The following is a 16,329-nucleotide window of genomic DNA, read 5'->3' on the forward strand; positions in this document are numbered from 1 at the left end:
AGAGATTATTGTGTCGTGGGCAAAAGGAGGGGAAATCTTCATGGATAATATGTATAAAGTTATGGCATTCTGGACAGGTATTTTTGCAGTTATGTTCTACCTTGGTGGTATGAACGAGGTATCGCTATTATTCGTAGGTAATACAGGTTTATTCTTATTATTAGGCTTCTTAAACCTTTCAGAACGTATGTACATGTACATTTTCGGAGCATATTTAACTGTATTCTTCGCTGGCTTCACGTACTATACAACATTCATTCACGTACCAGGTGGCGGTCATTAATACAAAAAATCGCGTGTCTCAATATTTACGAGACACGCTTTTTTTATTTCCATCCTTTATAGCTATTTATCAAAAACCATTTAAAAATGGATTTGTTTCCATTTCGTTACCGATTGTCGTGTAATGTCCATGCCCTGGATAAACAATTGTATCTTCAGGTAGAGATAATAATTTATCATGAATAGATGCTAATAATAGTTTCGTCGATCCGCCGAGTAAATCGGTACGCCCTACACTTTTCTCAAATAATGTATCGCCAACAATGGCAAATCCATCCTGTTCAAAAATATAAGATATGCTACCTGGTGAATGACCCGGAGTAAATACTGCTTTAAAAACAAAATTATTGAATTCGAATTGTTGTTCTTGCTTAATAATATGTTCCTCTGCTGGTGCAGCAACTTTATAATCTGGTAGTGCGGCATATTTACCAGATCCATTTTTTTCAGGGTCAGCAAGCCAACTTACCTCTTTTTCATGAATCCAAACTGGAATATTAAACGTTTCCCGTACTTCATCGACAGCACCGATATGATCAAAATGGGCATGCGTTAAAAAAATACCTAATGGCTTAAGTCCATTACTGCGAATGGCTTTCACAATTTTCGCCGCTTCTTCTCCTGGATCAAAAATTAAACATTCTTTTTCTTTATTCGATACGATATAACAATTCGTTTGGATAGGTCCAAGGGAATAGCTTCGTACATTCATCATCCATATCACCTCAACTTCCTATTATACATTCTTTGCCACAATTTGACGATAAAAGTTCATACTTTGCGCTATATTAGTCCTCGACAAAAACAGGTAGAACGTTTACAATTAAGGAGGAATATTGTTTACGACATTCATTTTCTGATGTCGAAAGGAGTGTCTTTTTTAATGAACTTATTAATGGTTATTTTTGGTCTAGTTGCAATTTTAGCAGTAGTTGGTACATTCCAAGCAATTAAAGAAAAGAACTTACTAAGTATTGTTTTCAACTTAGCAAGTGCTGGGGTATTCGGTTGGTTCGTCATTATGACAATCATTCATAGCGGTTACCCACCAACATTACACTAAAATTTAGACAGAAAAGAGCAGTCTCTACATGAGACTGCTCTTTTTCGGTTTTCTTTGAAAATAGGAGGTTTCTTCTAGAAATTTACGGTATGATATAAGTAAGTATTTTGAAAAAATGGAACTCAATTATACATAAAGGAGAGTAGCATGAAACGCAAAAAATTTTTTATTGGCATGGCATTCGTTGTAGTTGTGGCATTACTCGCTATTACCGTCAAAAATGAACTATTTAAAGAGGAGGATCCACCTCAATTGATCGTCGAAAAACAAAATGGCATGACGGGCGTCAACTTTGAAACGCCTTTAACACGATTAGATAAATCAACGACAACCTTAAAAGAATATCAAGGGAAAATTCTTATCATTAACTTTTGGGCTTCTTGGTGTGGACCTTGTCAGGCAGAAGCCCCAGACTTAAAGACATTCTATGAGCAAAAACCGAAAAATGTTGAGCTACTAGCAATTAATGCAACCTCTTATGACAGTCGTGAAAATGCTTTAAAGTTTCAGCAATTATACAATTTAAATTTCCCCATTTTTTTAGATGAGGATCGTTCGCTCGGTAAATCTAGTAAAGTCATTGCCTTCCCTACTACTTTAATTGTTGATGCGGAAGGTATAGTAAGGCATACAATAGAGGGCCAGCTTACACAACAGGATCTTCAGCAGTTAATATCGGATCTTTAAATTACAATATACCCATATTATTAATATCTTGTGAAAATTTATCTAGTAATGTTTTAGCAATGGGGATATTGGCTATCTCTTTTGGTTCACTACCATCGTATTGTTCTTGCTAAAGCGTAAAAAAAAATCCACTTCGCTTTCCGCGGGTACAAATGTAAGCCACAACCCTCGCTATCGCGCGGGCTTGTTGTGTCTTACATTTTGTATGGTCCCGCAGGAGTCTACGTGGATTTTTACTTTCCATTTTGGTTCACTACCATCGTATTGTTCTTGCTAATGCGTAAAAAAAATCCACTTCGCTTTCCGCGGGTACAAATGTAAGCCACAACCCTCGCTGTCGCGCGGGCTTGTTATGTCTTACATTTTGTATGTTCCCGCAGGAGTCTACGTGGATTTTTACTTAGCTGTGCTAAAATATTCGTATATTGTCAGAATTGTTTGAGTGACTGGCACTCTCTAGTTTACTTTACGGCATTTTGTTTTAAATTGCCTGTTTTTTCATCATAGAATCGGAGTAAGTCACCATTAATGATGGCATCTGAGTTTTCCAATTCGGTTGTTGCTCGATCTGCATATGGTTGGCATGGCTCAACGTCGATTTGTTCGCCCGTTGCTTTATCATAACATGCTTCACCAGCGTAAACATATTTGTCTGTAATGAATCGTCCATCACGGAAGATGACGAAATCCTCATGCTCTGGTGAAAATAAATCTGCACCTAGTTGCATATCTTTTGACGTTTCAACACCAAGTAGATGTAAAATCGTTGGACGTAAATCTATTTGGCCTGCAACCTCTGTCATTTCTTTCCCCTCTCCATCGCCTGGTATATGGATGAATAAAGGTACTTCTTGTAACAGTGCATTATCATAAGGTGTAATACCATCTTTACCTAGATATTGTGCCATTGCTTTATTGTGGTTTTCAGAAATACCGTAATGATCACCGTACATCACAATAATTGAATTATCGTAAACACCTTGATCTTTTAAATTTTGGAAAAAGTCTTTTAAAGCTTCATCCATGTAACGAACTGTTTGGAAGTAACGATTTAATGTTCCAGAGTTTGAAGTGTATTCAGGAATCATAATGTCTTCCGGATCCAAAGTAAATGGATAGTGGTTCGTTAATGTTATTAAACGAGAGTAGAATGGCTGTGGCATGTCTTTCATTAAAGCAGCCGATTGCTCCATAAACGGAATATCTTTCATACCCCAGTTGACCGCTTGCCCTTCTTCTACCGTATATGAATCTACATCATAGAATTTATCGATTTTTAAAGATTGATACATCATATCACGATTCCAGAACGATTTGTTGTTCGGGTGCATCACATTGGTAAAGTATCCATTTTCGCCAAGACGCTCTGCCATGGAGTTATAAGTATTGCCACCATGTGTGAAGAATACTGCACCACGACCAAGTCCGAATAATGAATTTTCTAAAATAAACTCTGAATCAGATGTTTTCCCTAAACCTGTTTGATGATAGAAATTACTGAAATAATACGTATCTGGATCTTTTGTTAGAGAATTTAAGAATGGCGTAATTTCGTGTCCATCCATATCATTATTAATCACAAAGTTTTGTAACGATTCAAGTGAAATAACAATTAAGTTGCGACCTTCGTATTTACCATACATATTTTCGTCGCTAGCCGCTTGGTTAGATCGAATGTAGTTATTCACTTCTACTAATTCACTGCCATCCGCTAATGCGCGTTGTGCAGATGATTTAGACTGGATGTAAATATCATATAAATGATAATTGTACGTCCCTATATTTTTCACAAGGAGTTCACGGTCAAAGCTACGTGTTAATAATTGTGGTCGCTCTGTTTCCGCTAAACCTAAGTTTAAGAAAGTCATGGCTACGGCTAAAACGAAGAAGGCACGACGGAATTCAACGTTCACTTTTACTGCAGCTTTCATTTTTGGTAAATATTTATTAGCAATAATTAAAATAAATACATCCGCGAAATATAATAAGTCCCAAGGGTTTATAATAGCAGCAGCTGATGTTCCTAAATCACTAAAGTTACTTGTTTGGAATAATACTGGTAATGTAATAAAGTCATTGTAGAAACGATAGAACGCAACATTTCCATATAAAACGATCGATAACAATACACTAATCGTAATGATATAGCGATTTCTTATTTTTGGCGTTTTGAAGAATAACGATAATCCATAAATAAACAGTACAAAACTCAATGGATTGATAAACAAAATAAACTGTTGCATCGCATTTTCAATCTTCAACTCAAAGCTTGTGTGATACACAATGACCGTTTTTATCCAAGTTGCTACGATTGCTAGTATCATAAATGAATGTTTAGGCCACTTTTTTAATTTCATTCCTAACATCCTCCCTATTCCTTACAAAAAAATAATAAAAATTAACAAACTGTAACAATTTGTTACTGAAACAAATTATATCTTAATCCTTTTTTTACAGATAATCAACACATATATTTTTAGTCAGTGCTAGTACATGTACCCAAATATGCACGTAACATTAATATATACGTTTCTGAATGTAAAAAGTTTCGTAAATTCATAAAAACAGTGGAAAACCACTGTTTTTAACAATTTTACATACTTATTACAATATTTTTACGATACCCAAATTATGTGCATTTAAAACACTATTGCTTATTTTGTTCAACCCGCAGTCTCGTCGTTTCTTGTCGAATTAATAATAAAGCCATTTGATAGTCTTTAATGTCGAGTACATTCGCCTTATACAACTCTCGAATTTCATCCTCCATCAACATTAAATCACCAAGTGGATCACGCGTATAAATATAAGTGCCATATGTTTTTAACAATTCATAAATATCTAACATTTTATCCATTTTACTTCGCTCCTCGATGCGCTACACAATCAATACGTTTAGTTGGTGTAATAATAAAATCTACTGGGCAATCATGCTCCTCTACCGGTACATGTTCATATAATTGCTCATCAAAAAGTAGAGACAGCAGCTTACCTTTTTTATAGTGTAATACATAGCGATCGTAATAACCACCGCCATAGCCAATTCGGTAACCTTGTCTATCAAAAACAACACCTGGAACAAGGATAATATCCATTTCATTTGCGTCAACAAACTCACACAGTGCTGGAATTGGCTCACGCAAATGCATATAAACAGTTTCTAGCTGGGCAAACGATTCAATAGCGTAAAATGACATTTCTCTTGTTTTTGCGTTACATTTAGGAACTGCCACTTTTTTTCCTAGCTGCCACAGTGCTTCAATTAAATGAATTGTGTCAACTTCTGGCTTATTGGAAATAGTAATGCCAATTGTATTTGCTTCTATTATATATGGTTCCTGTAGTACCTTTTTCGCTACAGCAAATGATTGATCACGATATGTAGCTGCACTCATATTTGCCAGTGCTTGCCGTACTTCATTTCGCAACATTGTTTTATCCATGGCAAGAATCCTCCTAATAAAATGTAGAAAGCCAAAACCACATGTGGTTTTGGCTTAATGAGCGATTACTTTGTTTCACGGTGAAGAGTGTATTTCTTCTCGCGAGAGCAATATTTTTTAAGTTCAAGACGCTCTGGATTGTTACGCTTGTTCTTTTTAGAAATGTAGTTACGTTCGCCGCAATCTGTGCAAGCTAAAGTAATGTTTACGCGCATTATTAACCCTCCCACTCTATATCAAGAATTTAAATTTTGAGCATGATTTATACGACTAACCTATTATAACATAAACTGAAAAAAAATCTACCTTCATTTCATATTAAGTTTGCATGTGGTAAAATATCTTATAATTACATAATTTAACGGGGTGAAACTAGTGGATTTATCCATCATACTTATGATTTTCGGTATTGTTCTGATTCTAATATCGTTCTTTTTTAAAAATAGCGCGAAAAAAGTCGAACAAGATGTCGAAGAATTATCTATCTCCATTTTTCAAGAAACAAATAATTTAAAGCGTCGACTAAAAGTTGTGGAAGAAGAGCTTTTACTAGAGCCAGAATTCCAAGTTAAATCATCAACAGCTAAAAATCCTGCTGTACAAAATCCGAAAGTGCACCAAGTGATGCAAGCTGTTCAACAAGCTGCACAAGTAAAAAAACCGAATGTGATGTCAAATCATAGCAAACCGATTCATGACATTATTATTAGTCAGGTACTTGAATTAAACAAACAAGGACTTTCGATTGCTGATATTAGTATTCGTTCCAATTTAACAGAAGAACAAGTGCAACAAGTCATTGCTAACGGAGGTCGCTGATTATGAACAAATCTGCTATCCGTGCATTTGGTATTGCCCTTTTCCTCGTTGGTGCATTACTATCCGTAGCCGAACGCTTCGATCTTAATATTGGTCTCCCAACAGTGGCATCGTCAACTAATCAAAAAGTGGAAGAGCTACAAAAAAAGCTCACTGAGGCCACAAATGAACTTACAGCGTTAAAGGCGCAATCGCCGATAGACACGACGCCAGAAAAGACACAAGAAGAAAAGCCAGCTGACACAACTGCCGACAGTGAACACGCTGCTAATGATAGTGATAGTGGGAGTACCACAGACTCTAGCAATGAAGTCACGATGACGCTTCAAATATATAGCGGCATCACACCGTATATTGTGGCTCAAAAGTTAGAGGATGGTGGCATTATTCCAAATAGCGTCGAAATGGAACTACTACTTGCCAATGCCAAATATGCGCGAAGTTTACAAATCGGCTCCTATGAAGTGAATTCTTCCATGACACTAGAACAAATCGCTAAATTAATTACAGGAAAAAAGCAATAACTTAGCCGTCAACTTTCAGAATTGTTTGAGTGACTGGCACTCTAAAAAACCACTTCGCCTTTTGCGGTAACTCCTAACGCAAGAGGCTTAGTGGATTTTTTCTTAAACAATAAAATATTAAATTGTCAGAATTGTTTGAGTGACTGGCACTCTAAAAAGGCTTGCACGATTGCTGTACCTGCTTTCGTGCCGATGGATTCAGGATGGAATTGTAATCCGACAAGTGGATAGTGCTTATGTTGAATGGCCATAATTTCGCCATCATCACTTGAAGTGGCCGTAATGATGAAATCTTCATGTAAAGTTGACGGCTCAATTATTAACGAATGATAGCGCATGACTTCTATTTCACCAACAAACTGGGCGAAAACGCCTGTCTGCTCGTATTGTAATGTAGATAATTTGCCATGCATTATATTTTTTGCTTGCACAATGGCGCCACCAAATGCCTGCCCGATTGATTGATGCCCTAAGCAAATGCCTAAAATCGGATATTGTTTATATAATTCCTGAACAACTTGCACAGTAATCCCCGCCTCATTTGGTGTTCCCGGCCCTGGGGATAAAATAATCGCTTCAGGGTTTATGTCAATTATTTCATCAATTGTGATGTCATCATTTCGTACTACACGTACTTCCTTGCCAAGCATACTTACTTGCTGAAATAAATTATATGTGAATGAATCATAATTATCGATTAGTAATATCATTTTTTTACCTCCAGTAGCGCACGAGCTTTATTCAATGTTTCTTCATATTCAGACAAGGGCACTGAATCATAGACAACACCAGCCCCTGCCTGCACATGGGCATGCCCATCTTTAATGACCATTGTACGTATGGCAAGCGCTAAGTCCATATCTCCTGTTGCTGAAATATAGCCTACTGCTCCTGCATAAACGCCGCGCTTTACTGGTTCCAGATCGTTAATTAACTGCATCGCTCGAATTTTTGGTGCACCAGACACTGTTCCAGCAGGTAAACATGCGCTTAGCACATCCAAAACATGCACATCATCACGCAGCTCACCCACGACCTCAGATACGATATGCATGACATGCTTATAACGTTCTATGTTCATATATTTTTGAAGTTTGACTGTGCCTACTTTGGAGATGCGCCCAATATCATTTCGCCCTAAATCAACTAACATGCGGTGTTCAGCGATTTCTTTTTTGTCCGCTAATAAGCTTTTAGCCATCGCTTCGTCCTCTTGTTGTGTTGCACCACGTGGCTTCGTTCCTGCAATTGGATTAGTCGTCACATAGCGATCTTTGACTTTCACAAGACTCTCTGGAGAAGTGCCTAAAATAGTGTACGCCCCAAAATCCATATAAAACATATAAGGTGAAGGATTCGATGTTCTCAACTGACGATATAAGGCAAATGGATTCCCTGTAAACGGTGATGAAAAGCGTTGGGATAATACAATTTGGAAAATATCACCCTTTATAATATGTTGTTTTGCTCGCTCGACAATGGCAATAAACGCTTCCTTCACAATCATCGGTTGGAAATCTAATGTACCTAGCTCCATCGCACCAAATGTAGTACCAGCACAAAGCTGACTCTCTAGTTCAGCAATAGCAGCTTCCATCGCGTCCTGTGAACGACCTTCATGAAATAAATCGATTGCTGCTAGTGTAACCTCTTGTTTTAAATGATCAAATACGATAAATGTATCATAGAAAAAAACATGGACATCGGGCATTGTTAAAGCATCTTCTAAATACTCACCAATTTTTTCGGCATAAAAGGCCGTTTCATAGCCAAAATAGCCAATCGCGCCACCGAAAAAGGCAAATGGGTAAGCCACATCGTGAAATGGCATAACCTCTTTTAATTTTTTCAATACATTATCGCTAGCATTATCAATCTCCAACCCTTTCGTCAACTGATAACCGTTTTGATCTCCGATTAGCTCGGCTATCGGGTTTACCGCAATAAAGGAATAACGCCCACTTTCCTCATGCTTCGCTGAAGATTCAAATAACATCTTATGCTTCCCTGCAAGGGATTGATAGACCGATATCGGTGTCATCATATCCCCTTGTAATACCTTCATGGCAAATCTGCTAAGCTCAACTGTCATACTCAATCTCTCCTTTACTCTGCTCTGCTACACCAAAAAAACATATAAAAAGGCCTTTCCATCGCAAAGGACGGAAAAGCCGTGGTGCCACCTTCATTGCTCTACAAAAAAGAGCCTCTCAATGCCTTATAACGTAGGCGAACGCTAATCCATACTAGTGATTTCTAGATTAGAGCTCCGAAGTCCATTCACTATTACTTTGTACTAGCTTCCACCAAGCGCTAGCTCTCTTCAACAAATAATAATAGTTACTACTCTTCATCTAAGCTGATACCTCGTCTTCATTGTAATGTAAAGTATTGAACAATTCAAATTATTTTCCGCTATTGTTAGCAGTTATCGTCCGCTTGTTCAGCAAGAATAATTTCGTCATCATTAACAATCTGACGAATAGCAAATAACACATCCTGCTTCACAGCTAACATCACGGCAGTATCATTGGAAGCGACGTAGAACCGCACTAAAACGCGATACGATGTGTGATGAAACTCATCAATATAAACATGAATCATATCTTTTTCAGTATCGGCATGCAAATAAATTTGCTGATGAATGGCACTTAACGCATTGCGTAATTTTTCTTCTTCATTTTCAGCCGCAACAAATAAATACAATTCACATTTTCGCTTTTCTCGCTTTGATAAATTATAAATTGGACGATTCACTAAATACGAGTTTGGCACATAGACAAGCCCTTTGTCGCCTGTTTGAATAAGCGTACTACGCAAATTGATATCTTCAATGGTCCCTTCAATTTTTTGATCCTCAGTTGCAATCCAATCGCCAATTTGAAATGGATTGTCGAGTGCAACTGACATCCCCCCAAATACATGTGCCAGCGTATCTCGAATACCAAAGGCTATCGCTACTCCCGTTAAACCAATACCCGTTAAAAAACCATTTAAATTAAAGTCCCAAAATGATGCAATCGTAAACATGGCTAAAATCATAATTAGCACTTTACCAATGCGTAAAAAGAACGGTAATAGCACATTTTGTTCCTCATCATTATGTAACTCTAATGGTTTCTTCGTATAATAATGCAGCACATCGTAGACGCCTTTAAACGCAAAAAACACCATGATCGATAATACAAAATTCTTTGTTGCAAAATGTGTAAATAAAAACACTTTAAGTAAACTTGATAAACTTAGAACGACTACCGCTGACATAAACGCATAACGGATAGCATTATTAAATTGGGCAAGGACAGTCGCTTGAAAATTGCGCTGCCTCCTTTTTAAAAATGCCACACTGCTCGTAATCATCTTCTTAAGTACAAAATGTTGGAATAACCAACCAAATACGCACAACGCCACTGCCACTGCAATATCCATCCAAGTTGGTGCAGTGACGTTCGGAAATAACCATTTCATTGAATCCATGTAATTCTCCTTTTACTTACCTATGTACATTTTTTATAGTGTTACTCGTATAGGCTAGTCTATAAAACAGCACTATCGACAATACAAATAAGCCGACCAATGCTCTGGTCAGCTTGGCATGTTATTGAATCGCATCGTCGGCAAAAATCGCCTTATTGGCAAACCAAAAATGATGCTCATTAAAACGGTGCTCATTCATAGCAATAACGGAAAACTCGGCATGGTAACGTTGCTTCATTTCCTCTAACATCGTCTTTGCATGCTTCCCTAATAAATATGGGCCATCAACAGGATCACCTTCCGTAAAAATAATGACATCTGTTTCAGTACAATGCTGATTTTCTTGTAGCAAACCTTTTACAAACTGTAGAACGGGCAACATAGCTGCTTCCCCTTTAGCCTGATATTCAATAAAATCTTTAAAATCTGATAAATTTAAATGACCATTTTCAAAGCGATAATGGACATGAATTTGACAATCGTATGGCACGATATATAAATCTCTTTGCTCTTGATGGGCATTTAAAAATAAAGGTAATATCATGCTTTTACAAAGCTCCGAATACTTTGCCATTCCAGCTGTTTGTTCAAGACAAATAATGAATGGTCCTCGCTCTTGCTTGTAATCATTAAATGGAACATAGAGCACATTGCCATTTTTAGCCGTTTGTTGCTTTAGCTTTTGGCGCCTCGTTTCTTGCCGTTTTTGCTCATAATACAAACGTTGCTCTTTACCATTCGCCAGCCGTTCAGCTTGTTCAATGGTCGGTACATTTTCACGTATTTCATGCATAACGTCCGCTAGCTCAAGTGCAAATGCTGCCATTTTTCGTAGTGCCTCACTTTTATAAAAGTACTCAACAAAAAAATGTTGTTCCTTGTCACTTAGTTCTTCTAGATGTAAATTTTCAAATAGAAAACCTAAGTATTGGCGTTGTTCGGACGAAATGTCTAAGCCTAGTTTCTTGATAAGTGATTCTACAGTACCTTTCATGAAGCAGCACCTCCTACGCACATTTTTTTCGGGATAATGTTTATAGTATAACCAAATTATTTTTTTGACAATACAATAACACACTACAGTATTTGACGTATGTAGCAAGCGCAATGTTGCTGCTCCTTCAATATTTTCAAAAAAAAAGAAGGGCCACATAACGCAGCCCTTCAGGATGTGAAGTGCCAGGCACTTACACAATTTTAATTATTCAATTCATAATGTTTACCTTTTATAAGGTAAAATAAATGTTCGGCAATATTTGTTGCATGATCTGCCGAGCGTTCAAGATAACGGCAGACAAACGTTAAATGGGTAATTTGCGAAATATGCGCTGGATTTTCTGCACCAGCCCGCAGTAATAAGGTAACGGTAGCCCCATATAAATCATCTACATAATCATCCAGTTCAGCAATTTCCTTTGCGCGCACTGTATCTTCTTCCTTGAAAGCTGTAATGATGCTTTCTAGCATTTCGACTGTTTTATTACACATCGTTTGTAAATTAGTTGTTGGGAAGACAAGTGGTTGTTTACCTAAACGGATTGTCTCTTTGGCGATATTGACCGCATAGTCCCCCACTCTCTCCATATCAGATGCCGCTTTGACAAGGACCATAAGGCGGCGCAAATCTGTTGCAACCGGTTGTTGCTTAGCAATCATTAAAATGACCCGATCATTAATTTCTTCCTCCAGGCGATTAATGACTAAATCATCTTCCAGTATTTTTAACGACTTCTCTAAGTTTTGCTCCAATAACGCATCAAATGCTGTTTTTAACGCATCAATACTGCGCGTTGCGATTTCTACAAACTGTCCTTGAATTTCTTTTAATTCTTGCTCAAAGCGTTCACGTACTGCCATCTATCGTTCCTCCAATGCTTAGCCGAAGCGTCCTGAAATATAATCTTCCGTGCGTTGGTCAGCAGGTGTTTGGAAGATCACATCTGTTTTGTCATATTCAACGACTTCACCACTGAGGAAAAATGCTGTACGGTCCGAAATACGCGCCGCTTGTTGCATATTATGTGTCACGATAACAATTGAATAATCTTTTTTCAGCTCTTGGACAAGCTCTTCTACTTTTAATGTAGAAATCGGGTCCAGTGCAGACGTTGGTTCATCCATTAAAATAACATCTGGCTCAATCGCTAAACAACGCGCGATACAAATACGCTGTTGCTGACCACCTGATAGTCCATATGCATTTTGATTTAAACGATCTTTCACTTCATCCCAAATCGCTGCACCGCGCAATGATTTTTCAACGATTTCATCCAGTATTTTTTTATTTTTAATGCCATGAATACGTGGGCCGTAGGCAATATTATCATAGATTGATTTTGGGAATGGGTTCGGCTTTTGGAACACCATTCCTACGCGCGTACGCAATTCCTCTACTGTATAGTTTTTATCTAAAATATTTCGCTCACGATACAATATTTCGCCAGATGTGCGGACAATTGGCACGAGCTCCACCATTCTGTTCAACGTTTTTAAATAGGTAGATTTCCCACAACCTGAAGGGCCAATAATGGCTGTTACTTCATTTTCATAAATACTTAAATTGATATCTTTTAAACCATGATGCTCACCGTACCATAAATTTAAGTTACGTGTGTCATAGACCACTTTTTTTGCCACTTCAGCAACAGGCTTCACATTCCTATTGATTGATTGAACAACTGTTTTTTCCTCTTTAAAATCTATTACCATAAGGTCACCTCATTAATAACGTTTTTGGAATTTATTTCGAATAAAAATAGCGATGGAATTCATCAATAACAGCACGATCATCAGCACTAAAATTCCCGCTGCCGCTACATATTGAAATGCCTCTTGCGGACGTTTTGCCCAATCATAAATTTGCATTGGTAATGCGGTAAATTGACTTAATAGATCATTCGGTAAAAACTGCAGTATTACAGGAATCCCTATCACTACAAGAGGAGCTGTTTCACCTATTGCACGAGACAATGCTAAAATACTACCTGTTAAAATCCCTGGTATAGCGGCTGGTAAAACGACACGTAAAATGGTTTGCCATTTTGTCGCACCCATACCGTAGGATGCCTCACGTTGTTCATTCGGTACAGCACGAATGGCTTCCTGCGCTGCCACGATGATGACAGGTAAAATTAATAAACTCATTGTTAAACCTGCTGCTAAAATACTTTTACCTAGCCCCAACATACGAACAAAAATTGTTAACCCCAGTAAACCAAAAACAATGGATGGCACACCTGCTAAGTTTGAGATATTCATGCGAATAAAATCATTTAATCTATTTTTCTTTGCATATTCTTCTAGATAAATCGCTGTGCCAACACCTAAAATGATGGACACCGGCGCAACAACACCCATCAACCATAACGAGCCGACTAATGCTGCTTTGATTCCTGCCTTATCCGCAAAGCGTGAAGCAAAATTCGTTAGGAAATCAAAATTTAAATAATCAATGCCTTGCGTCACAATACGGTAGAGCAAAATAGCTAGCATGACAAGCGCAAAGGTAGTTGCCAAGAAAAATAAGGACTTCCACACTTTATTGAATGTAATACGCTTTGTCATTCTTTTCTTGACGACTGTATCATCGATATAGCGCATGCTAGTAAACCTCCCTGAAGCGTTTCGAAATATAATGAGCGATTAAATTCATTACTAATGTAAAGATAAATAAAGTGAATCCTACCGAATAAATCGAATAATAAATCGTCGTTCCATAACCAGCATCACCAGTAGAAACTTGTACAATATAAGCAGTCATCGTTTGGATGGAATCTGTCACATTGAAATCAAATTTCGGTGTTGATCCACCTGCGAGAGACACAATCATTGTCTCCCCAATTGCCCGGGAAATGGCAAGTACGACTGAAGCGACAATACCCGATAATGCCGCTGGTAACACAACTTTTATCGCTACTTCAAACTTCGTAGCCCCTAGCGCTAAAGCTCCCTCACGCATACTGTTTGGAACAGATGACATTGCGTCCTCTGACAAAGATGTAATCATTGGTAAAATCATAATACCTACAACGATTCCCGGACTAAGTGCATTAAACAACTTAAGCTCTGGAATAATCGCTTGTAACATAGGTGTTACAAATGTTAAGGCAAAGAAACCATAAACGATTGTTGGTACGCCTGCCAATACTTCTAATATAGGCTTTACTGTACGGCGTGTTTTTTCACTGGCATATTCACTTAAATAGATAGCTGATGCGATACCAAATGGCACTGCTACAACGACTGCGATCAATGTGACTTTCAGTGTCCCTGCGATTAGCGGTAATATCCCAAATAACGGCTCCTTCCCAGAAAACGGTAGCCACTGTGTACCAAATAGAAAATCCGTAATCGAAACACGTTTGAAAAACTCAAACGTTTCAAAAATAAGGGTGAAAACAATGCCAAATGTCGTCAAAATCGAGATAAGCGCTGCAGAAAATAATAAAGCTGGCATGGCTTTTTCCACTATTTTCTTTGTTTTATGATTGCGCGAATTTGCAATTAATTGCTGCACAGATGATGTCTTATTTTCTTTATGAGAAACCATTGGGTGCTCCTTTCCAATAAGCGAGGGAAAGAGCATACATCTCTTTCCCCCTATGCATGACTACTTATTTTAAGCCTTCTAACGTTTTTAAGCCTTCAGCATATTTATCCTCAGGTAGACGAACATAACCTACTGCTTCCGCCATATCCCCTGCATTTTCAAGTGTGAACTTGACGAAATCATACGCTGCAGCATTATCTTTCATCGCACTATTTTTCACATATGTGAATAGTGGACGTGAAAGTGGCGTATATTCGCCTTTTTCAATTGTGTCATGTGTTGGTTCAATGCCATTGACTTTCACAATATTTAACTTATCTTTATTTTCTAGGTAGTAAGCAAAACCGAAGAAGCCAATTGCGTATTTGTCACCAGCAATACCTTGTACTAGCATATTATCATCCTCTGATAATGTGGCTGCACTTACTAGATCCGCACCATCTAACACGACTTCATCAAAGTAATCGTACGTACCTGAGTCAGTACCTGGTGAGTAGAATACGATTTTTTCTGCTGGCCAAGAAGGGTCGATATCAGACCATTTTTTCTCTGTGCCATCCTCAGTCCAAATTTTCTTTAATTGTTCTACCGTTAAATCTTTTGCCCAATCATTTTCAGTGTTCACCACTACTGATAATCCGTCATAAGCTAAAGCTAATTCCGTATAAGCAATGCCAGCTTGCTCAAGTTTTTCTTTCTCTTCAGTTTTTATAAAACGGGATGCATTTGAAAAGTCTGTTTCACCTGCGATGAATTTTTCAAAGCCGCCACCAGTACCAGAAACACCTACCGATACTTTGACATCCGGTTGTGCACCTGCATACTCTTCAACAACTGCTTCAATAATTGGCGCTACTGTTGATGACCCATCACCAGCAACAGACCCTTGCAGTTTTTCGTCAGCAGCTTCTTGTCCTGAGTTCGCTGGTGCATTTGTTTCTGCATTGTTACCGTTTTGCGATGAGCTGTCTCCACTACATGCACCTAGCATTAATGCTGAACCCATTACCGCTGTCATCGTTAAGTACTTCCACTTTTTCATCTCATTTGCCTCCGTCATTAACATTTTTATTTGTTATTTGCCTTACAATCTTTACTATAATGACTGAATGTTGAATTCGTATAAATCGTTCGTAAAAGACACGTAAAGGAATGTAATGCTTTGTAAACGATTGTAAAGAAGCATTTACAATTGACTTTATATTGTTTGCTTCCTAATTGAATAGTGTTATAATTAGCATTTGTGTCAGGAAATAACATCAGAGGGGTTTGACTTTGTGATGAAGCATGCAAAAGTACAAAATGCCGATTACTTTAAAACATATTTAACGTTGATTATGGATCATCGAGCATTATCTTTACAGGAAGCGATAGATTTTATGGTGACAACTTATTTCTGTAATAATAGAGAGCTCTATGGAAATAAACCGAAACAACAGTTTGAAATAGCAATCCAACAGCTTTCAGCATCGTAAATCGCCGCTC

At 37.8% G+C, this 16,329-nt stretch carries 20 protein-coding genes and 1 other annotated feature; of the genes, 6 read left to right on the forward strand and 14 right to left on the reverse strand.

Annotated elements, in window-relative coordinates; genetic code table 11:
- Positions 1-40: 40 nt before the first annotated feature.
- Complete coding sequence (locus tag ACKVEV_RS08520; protein WP_024361272.1) at positions 41-283, forward strand: DUF2626 family protein; 243 nt, start codon at positions 41-43, stop codon at positions 281-283.
- A gap of 69 nt (positions 284-352) precedes the next feature.
- Here ACKVEV_RS08520 and ACKVEV_RS08525 read toward each other — a convergent pair whose 3' ends face one another.
- Entirely contained in the window at positions 353-997 is a 645-nt protein-coding gene (locus ACKVEV_RS08525) for an MBL fold metallo-hydrolase (RefSeq protein ID WP_409369968.1), read from the reverse strand.
- A 168-nt stretch (positions 998-1,165) separates the two neighbouring features.
- Here ACKVEV_RS08525 and ACKVEV_RS08530 point away from each other — a divergent pair, with 168 nt between their 5' ends.
- Complete coding sequence (locus ACKVEV_RS08530) at positions 1,166-1,345, forward strand: DUF2759 domain-containing protein (RefSeq protein WP_401010379.1); 180 nt, start codon at positions 1,166-1,168, stop codon at positions 1,343-1,345.
- Between the two features lie 147 nt (positions 1,346-1,492).
- Positions 1,493-2,032, forward strand: coding sequence for a TlpA disulfide reductase family protein (locus ACKVEV_RS08535; RefSeq protein WP_409369969.1), 540 nt, complete (start codon positions 1,493-1,495; stop codon positions 2,030-2,032).
- 461 nt (positions 2,033-2,493) lie between these two features.
- Here the strand turns inward: ACKVEV_RS08535 and ACKVEV_RS08540 are convergent, their stop codons facing one another.
- The 4 genes from ACKVEV_RS08540 to rpmG form a co-directional block, all read right to left on the reverse strand.
- Positions 2,494-4,389, reverse strand: coding sequence for an LTA synthase family protein (locus tag ACKVEV_RS08540; RefSeq protein WP_409369970.1), 1,896 nt, complete (start codon positions 4,387-4,389; stop codon positions 2,494-2,496).
- 290 nt (positions 4,390-4,679) lie between these two features.
- Positions 4,680-4,889: a YqgQ family protein gene (locus tag ACKVEV_RS08545; RefSeq protein ID WP_409369971.1), complete on the reverse strand. Its 210-nt coding sequence runs from the start codon at positions 4,887-4,889 to the stop codon at positions 4,680-4,682.
- Position 4,890: 1 nt separating this feature from the next.
- Positions 4,891-5,475 (reverse strand): 5-formyltetrahydrofolate cyclo-ligase, encoded by a 585-nt coding sequence (locus ACKVEV_RS08550; RefSeq protein WP_409369972.1) that lies wholly within the window; start codon positions 5,473-5,475, stop codon positions 4,891-4,893.
- A gap of 65 nt (positions 5,476-5,540) precedes the next feature.
- On the reverse strand, positions 5,541-5,690 hold the full coding sequence (gene rpmG / locus ACKVEV_RS08555) for a 50S ribosomal protein L33 (RefSeq protein WP_008408521.1): 150 nt from the start codon (positions 5,688-5,690) through the stop codon (positions 5,541-5,543).
- A 160-nt stretch (positions 5,691-5,850) separates the two neighbouring features.
- Here rpmG and ACKVEV_RS08560 point away from each other — a divergent pair, with 160 nt between their 5' ends.
- Together ACKVEV_RS08560 and ACKVEV_RS08565 are read left to right on the forward strand one after the other, a co-directional pair.
- Positions 5,851-6,294, forward strand: coding sequence for a hypothetical protein (locus tag ACKVEV_RS08560; protein ID WP_409369973.1), 444 nt, complete (start codon positions 5,851-5,853; stop codon positions 6,292-6,294).
- Positions 6,295-6,296: 2 nt separating this feature from the next.
- A complete protein-coding gene (locus tag ACKVEV_RS08565; RefSeq protein ID WP_409369974.1) occupies positions 6,297-6,818 on the forward strand; it encodes a hypothetical protein in 522 nt (173 codons plus the stop codon).
- Between the two features lie 125 nt (positions 6,819-6,943).
- Here ACKVEV_RS08565 and ACKVEV_RS08570 read toward each other — a convergent pair whose 3' ends face one another.
- The 9 genes from ACKVEV_RS08570 to ACKVEV_RS08610 all read right to left on the reverse strand — a co-directional run bounded on the left by ACKVEV_RS08570 (position 6,944) and on the right by ACKVEV_RS08610 (position 15,886).
- A complete protein-coding gene (locus tag ACKVEV_RS08570; RefSeq protein ID WP_409369975.1) occupies positions 6,944-7,528 on the reverse strand; it encodes an aminodeoxychorismate/anthranilate synthase component II in 585 nt (194 codons plus the stop codon).
- Positions 7,525-8,910 carry an anthranilate synthase component I gene (gene trpE / locus ACKVEV_RS08575; protein ID WP_409369976.1) on the reverse strand — a complete coding sequence of 462 codons (1,386 nt, stop codon included), beginning with the start codon at positions 8,908-8,910 and terminating at the stop codon, positions 7,525-7,527. The genes ACKVEV_RS08570 and trpE overlap by 4 nt, the downstream gene beginning before the upstream one ends.
- A 63-nt stretch (positions 8,911-8,973) precedes the next feature.
- Positions 8,974-9,184: a binding site (T-box leader), on the reverse strand.
- 55 nt (positions 9,185-9,239) lie between these two features.
- Entirely contained in the window at positions 9,240-10,295 is a 1,056-nt protein-coding gene (locus ACKVEV_RS08580; protein WP_409369977.1) for a mechanosensitive ion channel family protein, read from the reverse strand.
- Positions 10,296-10,416: 121 nt separating this feature from the next.
- On the reverse strand, positions 10,417-11,289 hold the full coding sequence (locus ACKVEV_RS08585) for a hypothetical protein (RefSeq protein ID WP_409369978.1): 873 nt from the start codon (positions 11,287-11,289) through the stop codon (positions 10,417-10,419).
- Between the two features lie 203 nt (positions 11,290-11,492).
- Positions 11,493-12,152, reverse strand: a complete 660-nt coding sequence (phoU, locus tag ACKVEV_RS08590; protein ID WP_409369979.1) for a phosphate signaling complex protein PhoU — start codon at positions 12,150-12,152, stop codon at positions 11,493-11,495.
- Positions 12,153-12,170: 18 nt separating this feature from the next.
- A complete protein-coding gene (gene pstB, locus ACKVEV_RS08595; protein WP_409369980.1) occupies positions 12,171-13,004 on the reverse strand; it encodes a phosphate ABC transporter ATP-binding protein PstB in 834 nt (277 codons plus the stop codon).
- Between the two features lie 12 nt (positions 13,005-13,016).
- Positions 13,017-13,895 carry a phosphate ABC transporter permease PstA gene (pstA, locus tag ACKVEV_RS08600; protein ID WP_409369981.1) on the reverse strand — a complete coding sequence of 293 codons (879 nt, stop codon included), beginning with the start codon at positions 13,893-13,895 and terminating at the stop codon, positions 13,017-13,019.
- 1 nt (position 13,896) lies between these two features.
- The gene (pstC, locus tag ACKVEV_RS08605; protein WP_409369982.1) at positions 13,897-14,844 is read right to left on the reverse strand and encodes a phosphate ABC transporter permease subunit PstC; all 948 of its coding nucleotides are present in this window, start codon (positions 14,842-14,844) and stop codon (positions 13,897-13,899) included.
- Between the two features lie 64 nt (positions 14,845-14,908).
- Positions 14,909-15,886, reverse strand: a complete 978-nt coding sequence (locus ACKVEV_RS08610; RefSeq protein ID WP_409369983.1) for a PstS family phosphate ABC transporter substrate-binding protein — start codon at positions 15,884-15,886, stop codon at positions 14,909-14,911.
- Positions 15,887-16,124: 238 nt separating this feature from the next.
- Here ACKVEV_RS08610 and ACKVEV_RS08615 point away from each other — a divergent pair, with 238 nt between their 5' ends.
- Positions 16,125-16,319 (forward strand): hypothetical protein, encoded by a 195-nt coding sequence (locus ACKVEV_RS08615; protein ID WP_409370523.1) that lies wholly within the window; start codon positions 16,125-16,127, stop codon positions 16,317-16,319.
- The last annotated feature ends 10 nt before the right edge of the window (positions 16,320-16,329 follow it).

The organism is Lysinibacillus sp. 38-6 (assembly GCF_046245175.1).
Classification (GTDB): domain Bacteria; phylum Bacillota; class Bacilli; order Bacillales_A; family Planococcaceae; genus Lysinibacillus.

Bases quoted from the DNA above. Each gene is read 5' to 3' on its own strand.
- ACKVEV_RS08520 (WP_024361272.1), top strand. From the start codon at position 41: ATGGATAATATGTATAAAGTTATGGCATTCTGGACAGGTATTTTTGCA.
- ACKVEV_RS08525 (WP_409369968.1), bottom strand. From the start codon at position 997: ATGATGAATGTACGAAGCTATTCCCTTGGACCTATCCAAACGAATTGT.
- ACKVEV_RS08530 (WP_401010379.1), top strand. From the start codon at position 1,166: ATGAACTTATTAATGGTTATTTTTGGTCTAGTTGCAATTTTAGCAGTA.
- ACKVEV_RS08535 (WP_409369969.1), top strand. From the start codon at position 1,493: ATGAAACGCAAAAAATTTTTTATTGGCATGGCATTCGTTGTAGTTGTG.
- ACKVEV_RS08540 (WP_409369970.1), bottom strand. From the start codon at position 4,389: ATGAAATTAAAAAAGTGGCCTAAACATTCATTTATGATACTAGCAATC.
- ACKVEV_RS08545 (WP_409369971.1), bottom strand. From the start codon at position 4,889: ATGGATAAAATGTTAGATATTTATGAATTGTTAAAAACATATGGCACT.
- ACKVEV_RS08550 (WP_409369972.1), bottom strand. From the start codon at position 5,475: ATGGATAAAACAATGTTGCGAAATGAAGTACGGCAAGCACTGGCAAAT.
- rpmG (WP_008408521.1), bottom strand. From the start codon at position 5,690: ATGCGCGTAAACATTACTTTAGCTTGCACAGATTGCGGCGAACGTAAC.
- ACKVEV_RS08565 (WP_409369974.1), top strand. From the start codon at position 6,297: ATGAACAAATCTGCTATCCGTGCATTTGGTATTGCCCTTTTCCTCGTT.
- ACKVEV_RS08570 (WP_409369975.1), bottom strand. From the start codon at position 7,528: ATGATATTACTAATCGATAATTATGATTCATTCACATATAATTTATTT.
- trpE (WP_409369976.1), bottom strand. From the start codon at position 8,910: ATGACAGTTGAGCTTAGCAGATTTGCCATGAAGGTATTACAAGGGGAT.
- ACKVEV_RS08580 (WP_409369977.1), bottom strand. From the start codon at position 10,295: ATGGATTCAATGAAATGGTTATTTCCGAACGTCACTGCACCAACTTGG.
- ACKVEV_RS08585 (WP_409369978.1), bottom strand. From the start codon at position 11,289: ATGAAAGGTACTGTAGAATCACTTATCAAGAAACTAGGCTTAGACATT.
- phoU (WP_409369979.1), bottom strand. From the start codon at position 12,152: ATGGCAGTACGTGAACGCTTTGAGCAAGAATTAAAAGAAATTCAAGGA.
- pstB (WP_409369980.1), bottom strand. From the start codon at position 13,004: ATGGTAATAGATTTTAAAGAGGAAAAAACAGTTGTTCAATCAATCAAT.
- pstA (WP_409369981.1), bottom strand. From the start codon at position 13,895: ATGCGCTATATCGATGATACAGTCGTCAAGAAAAGAATGACAAAGCGT.
- pstC (WP_409369982.1), bottom strand. From the start codon at position 14,844: ATGGTTTCTCATAAAGAAAATAAGACATCATCTGTGCAGCAATTAATT.
- ACKVEV_RS08610 (WP_409369983.1), bottom strand. From the start codon at position 15,886: ATGAAAAAGTGGAAGTACTTAACGATGACAGCGGTAATGGGTTCAGCA.
- ACKVEV_RS08615 (WP_409370523.1), top strand. From the start codon at position 16,125: ATGAAGCATGCAAAAGTACAAAATGCCGATTACTTTAAAACATATTTA.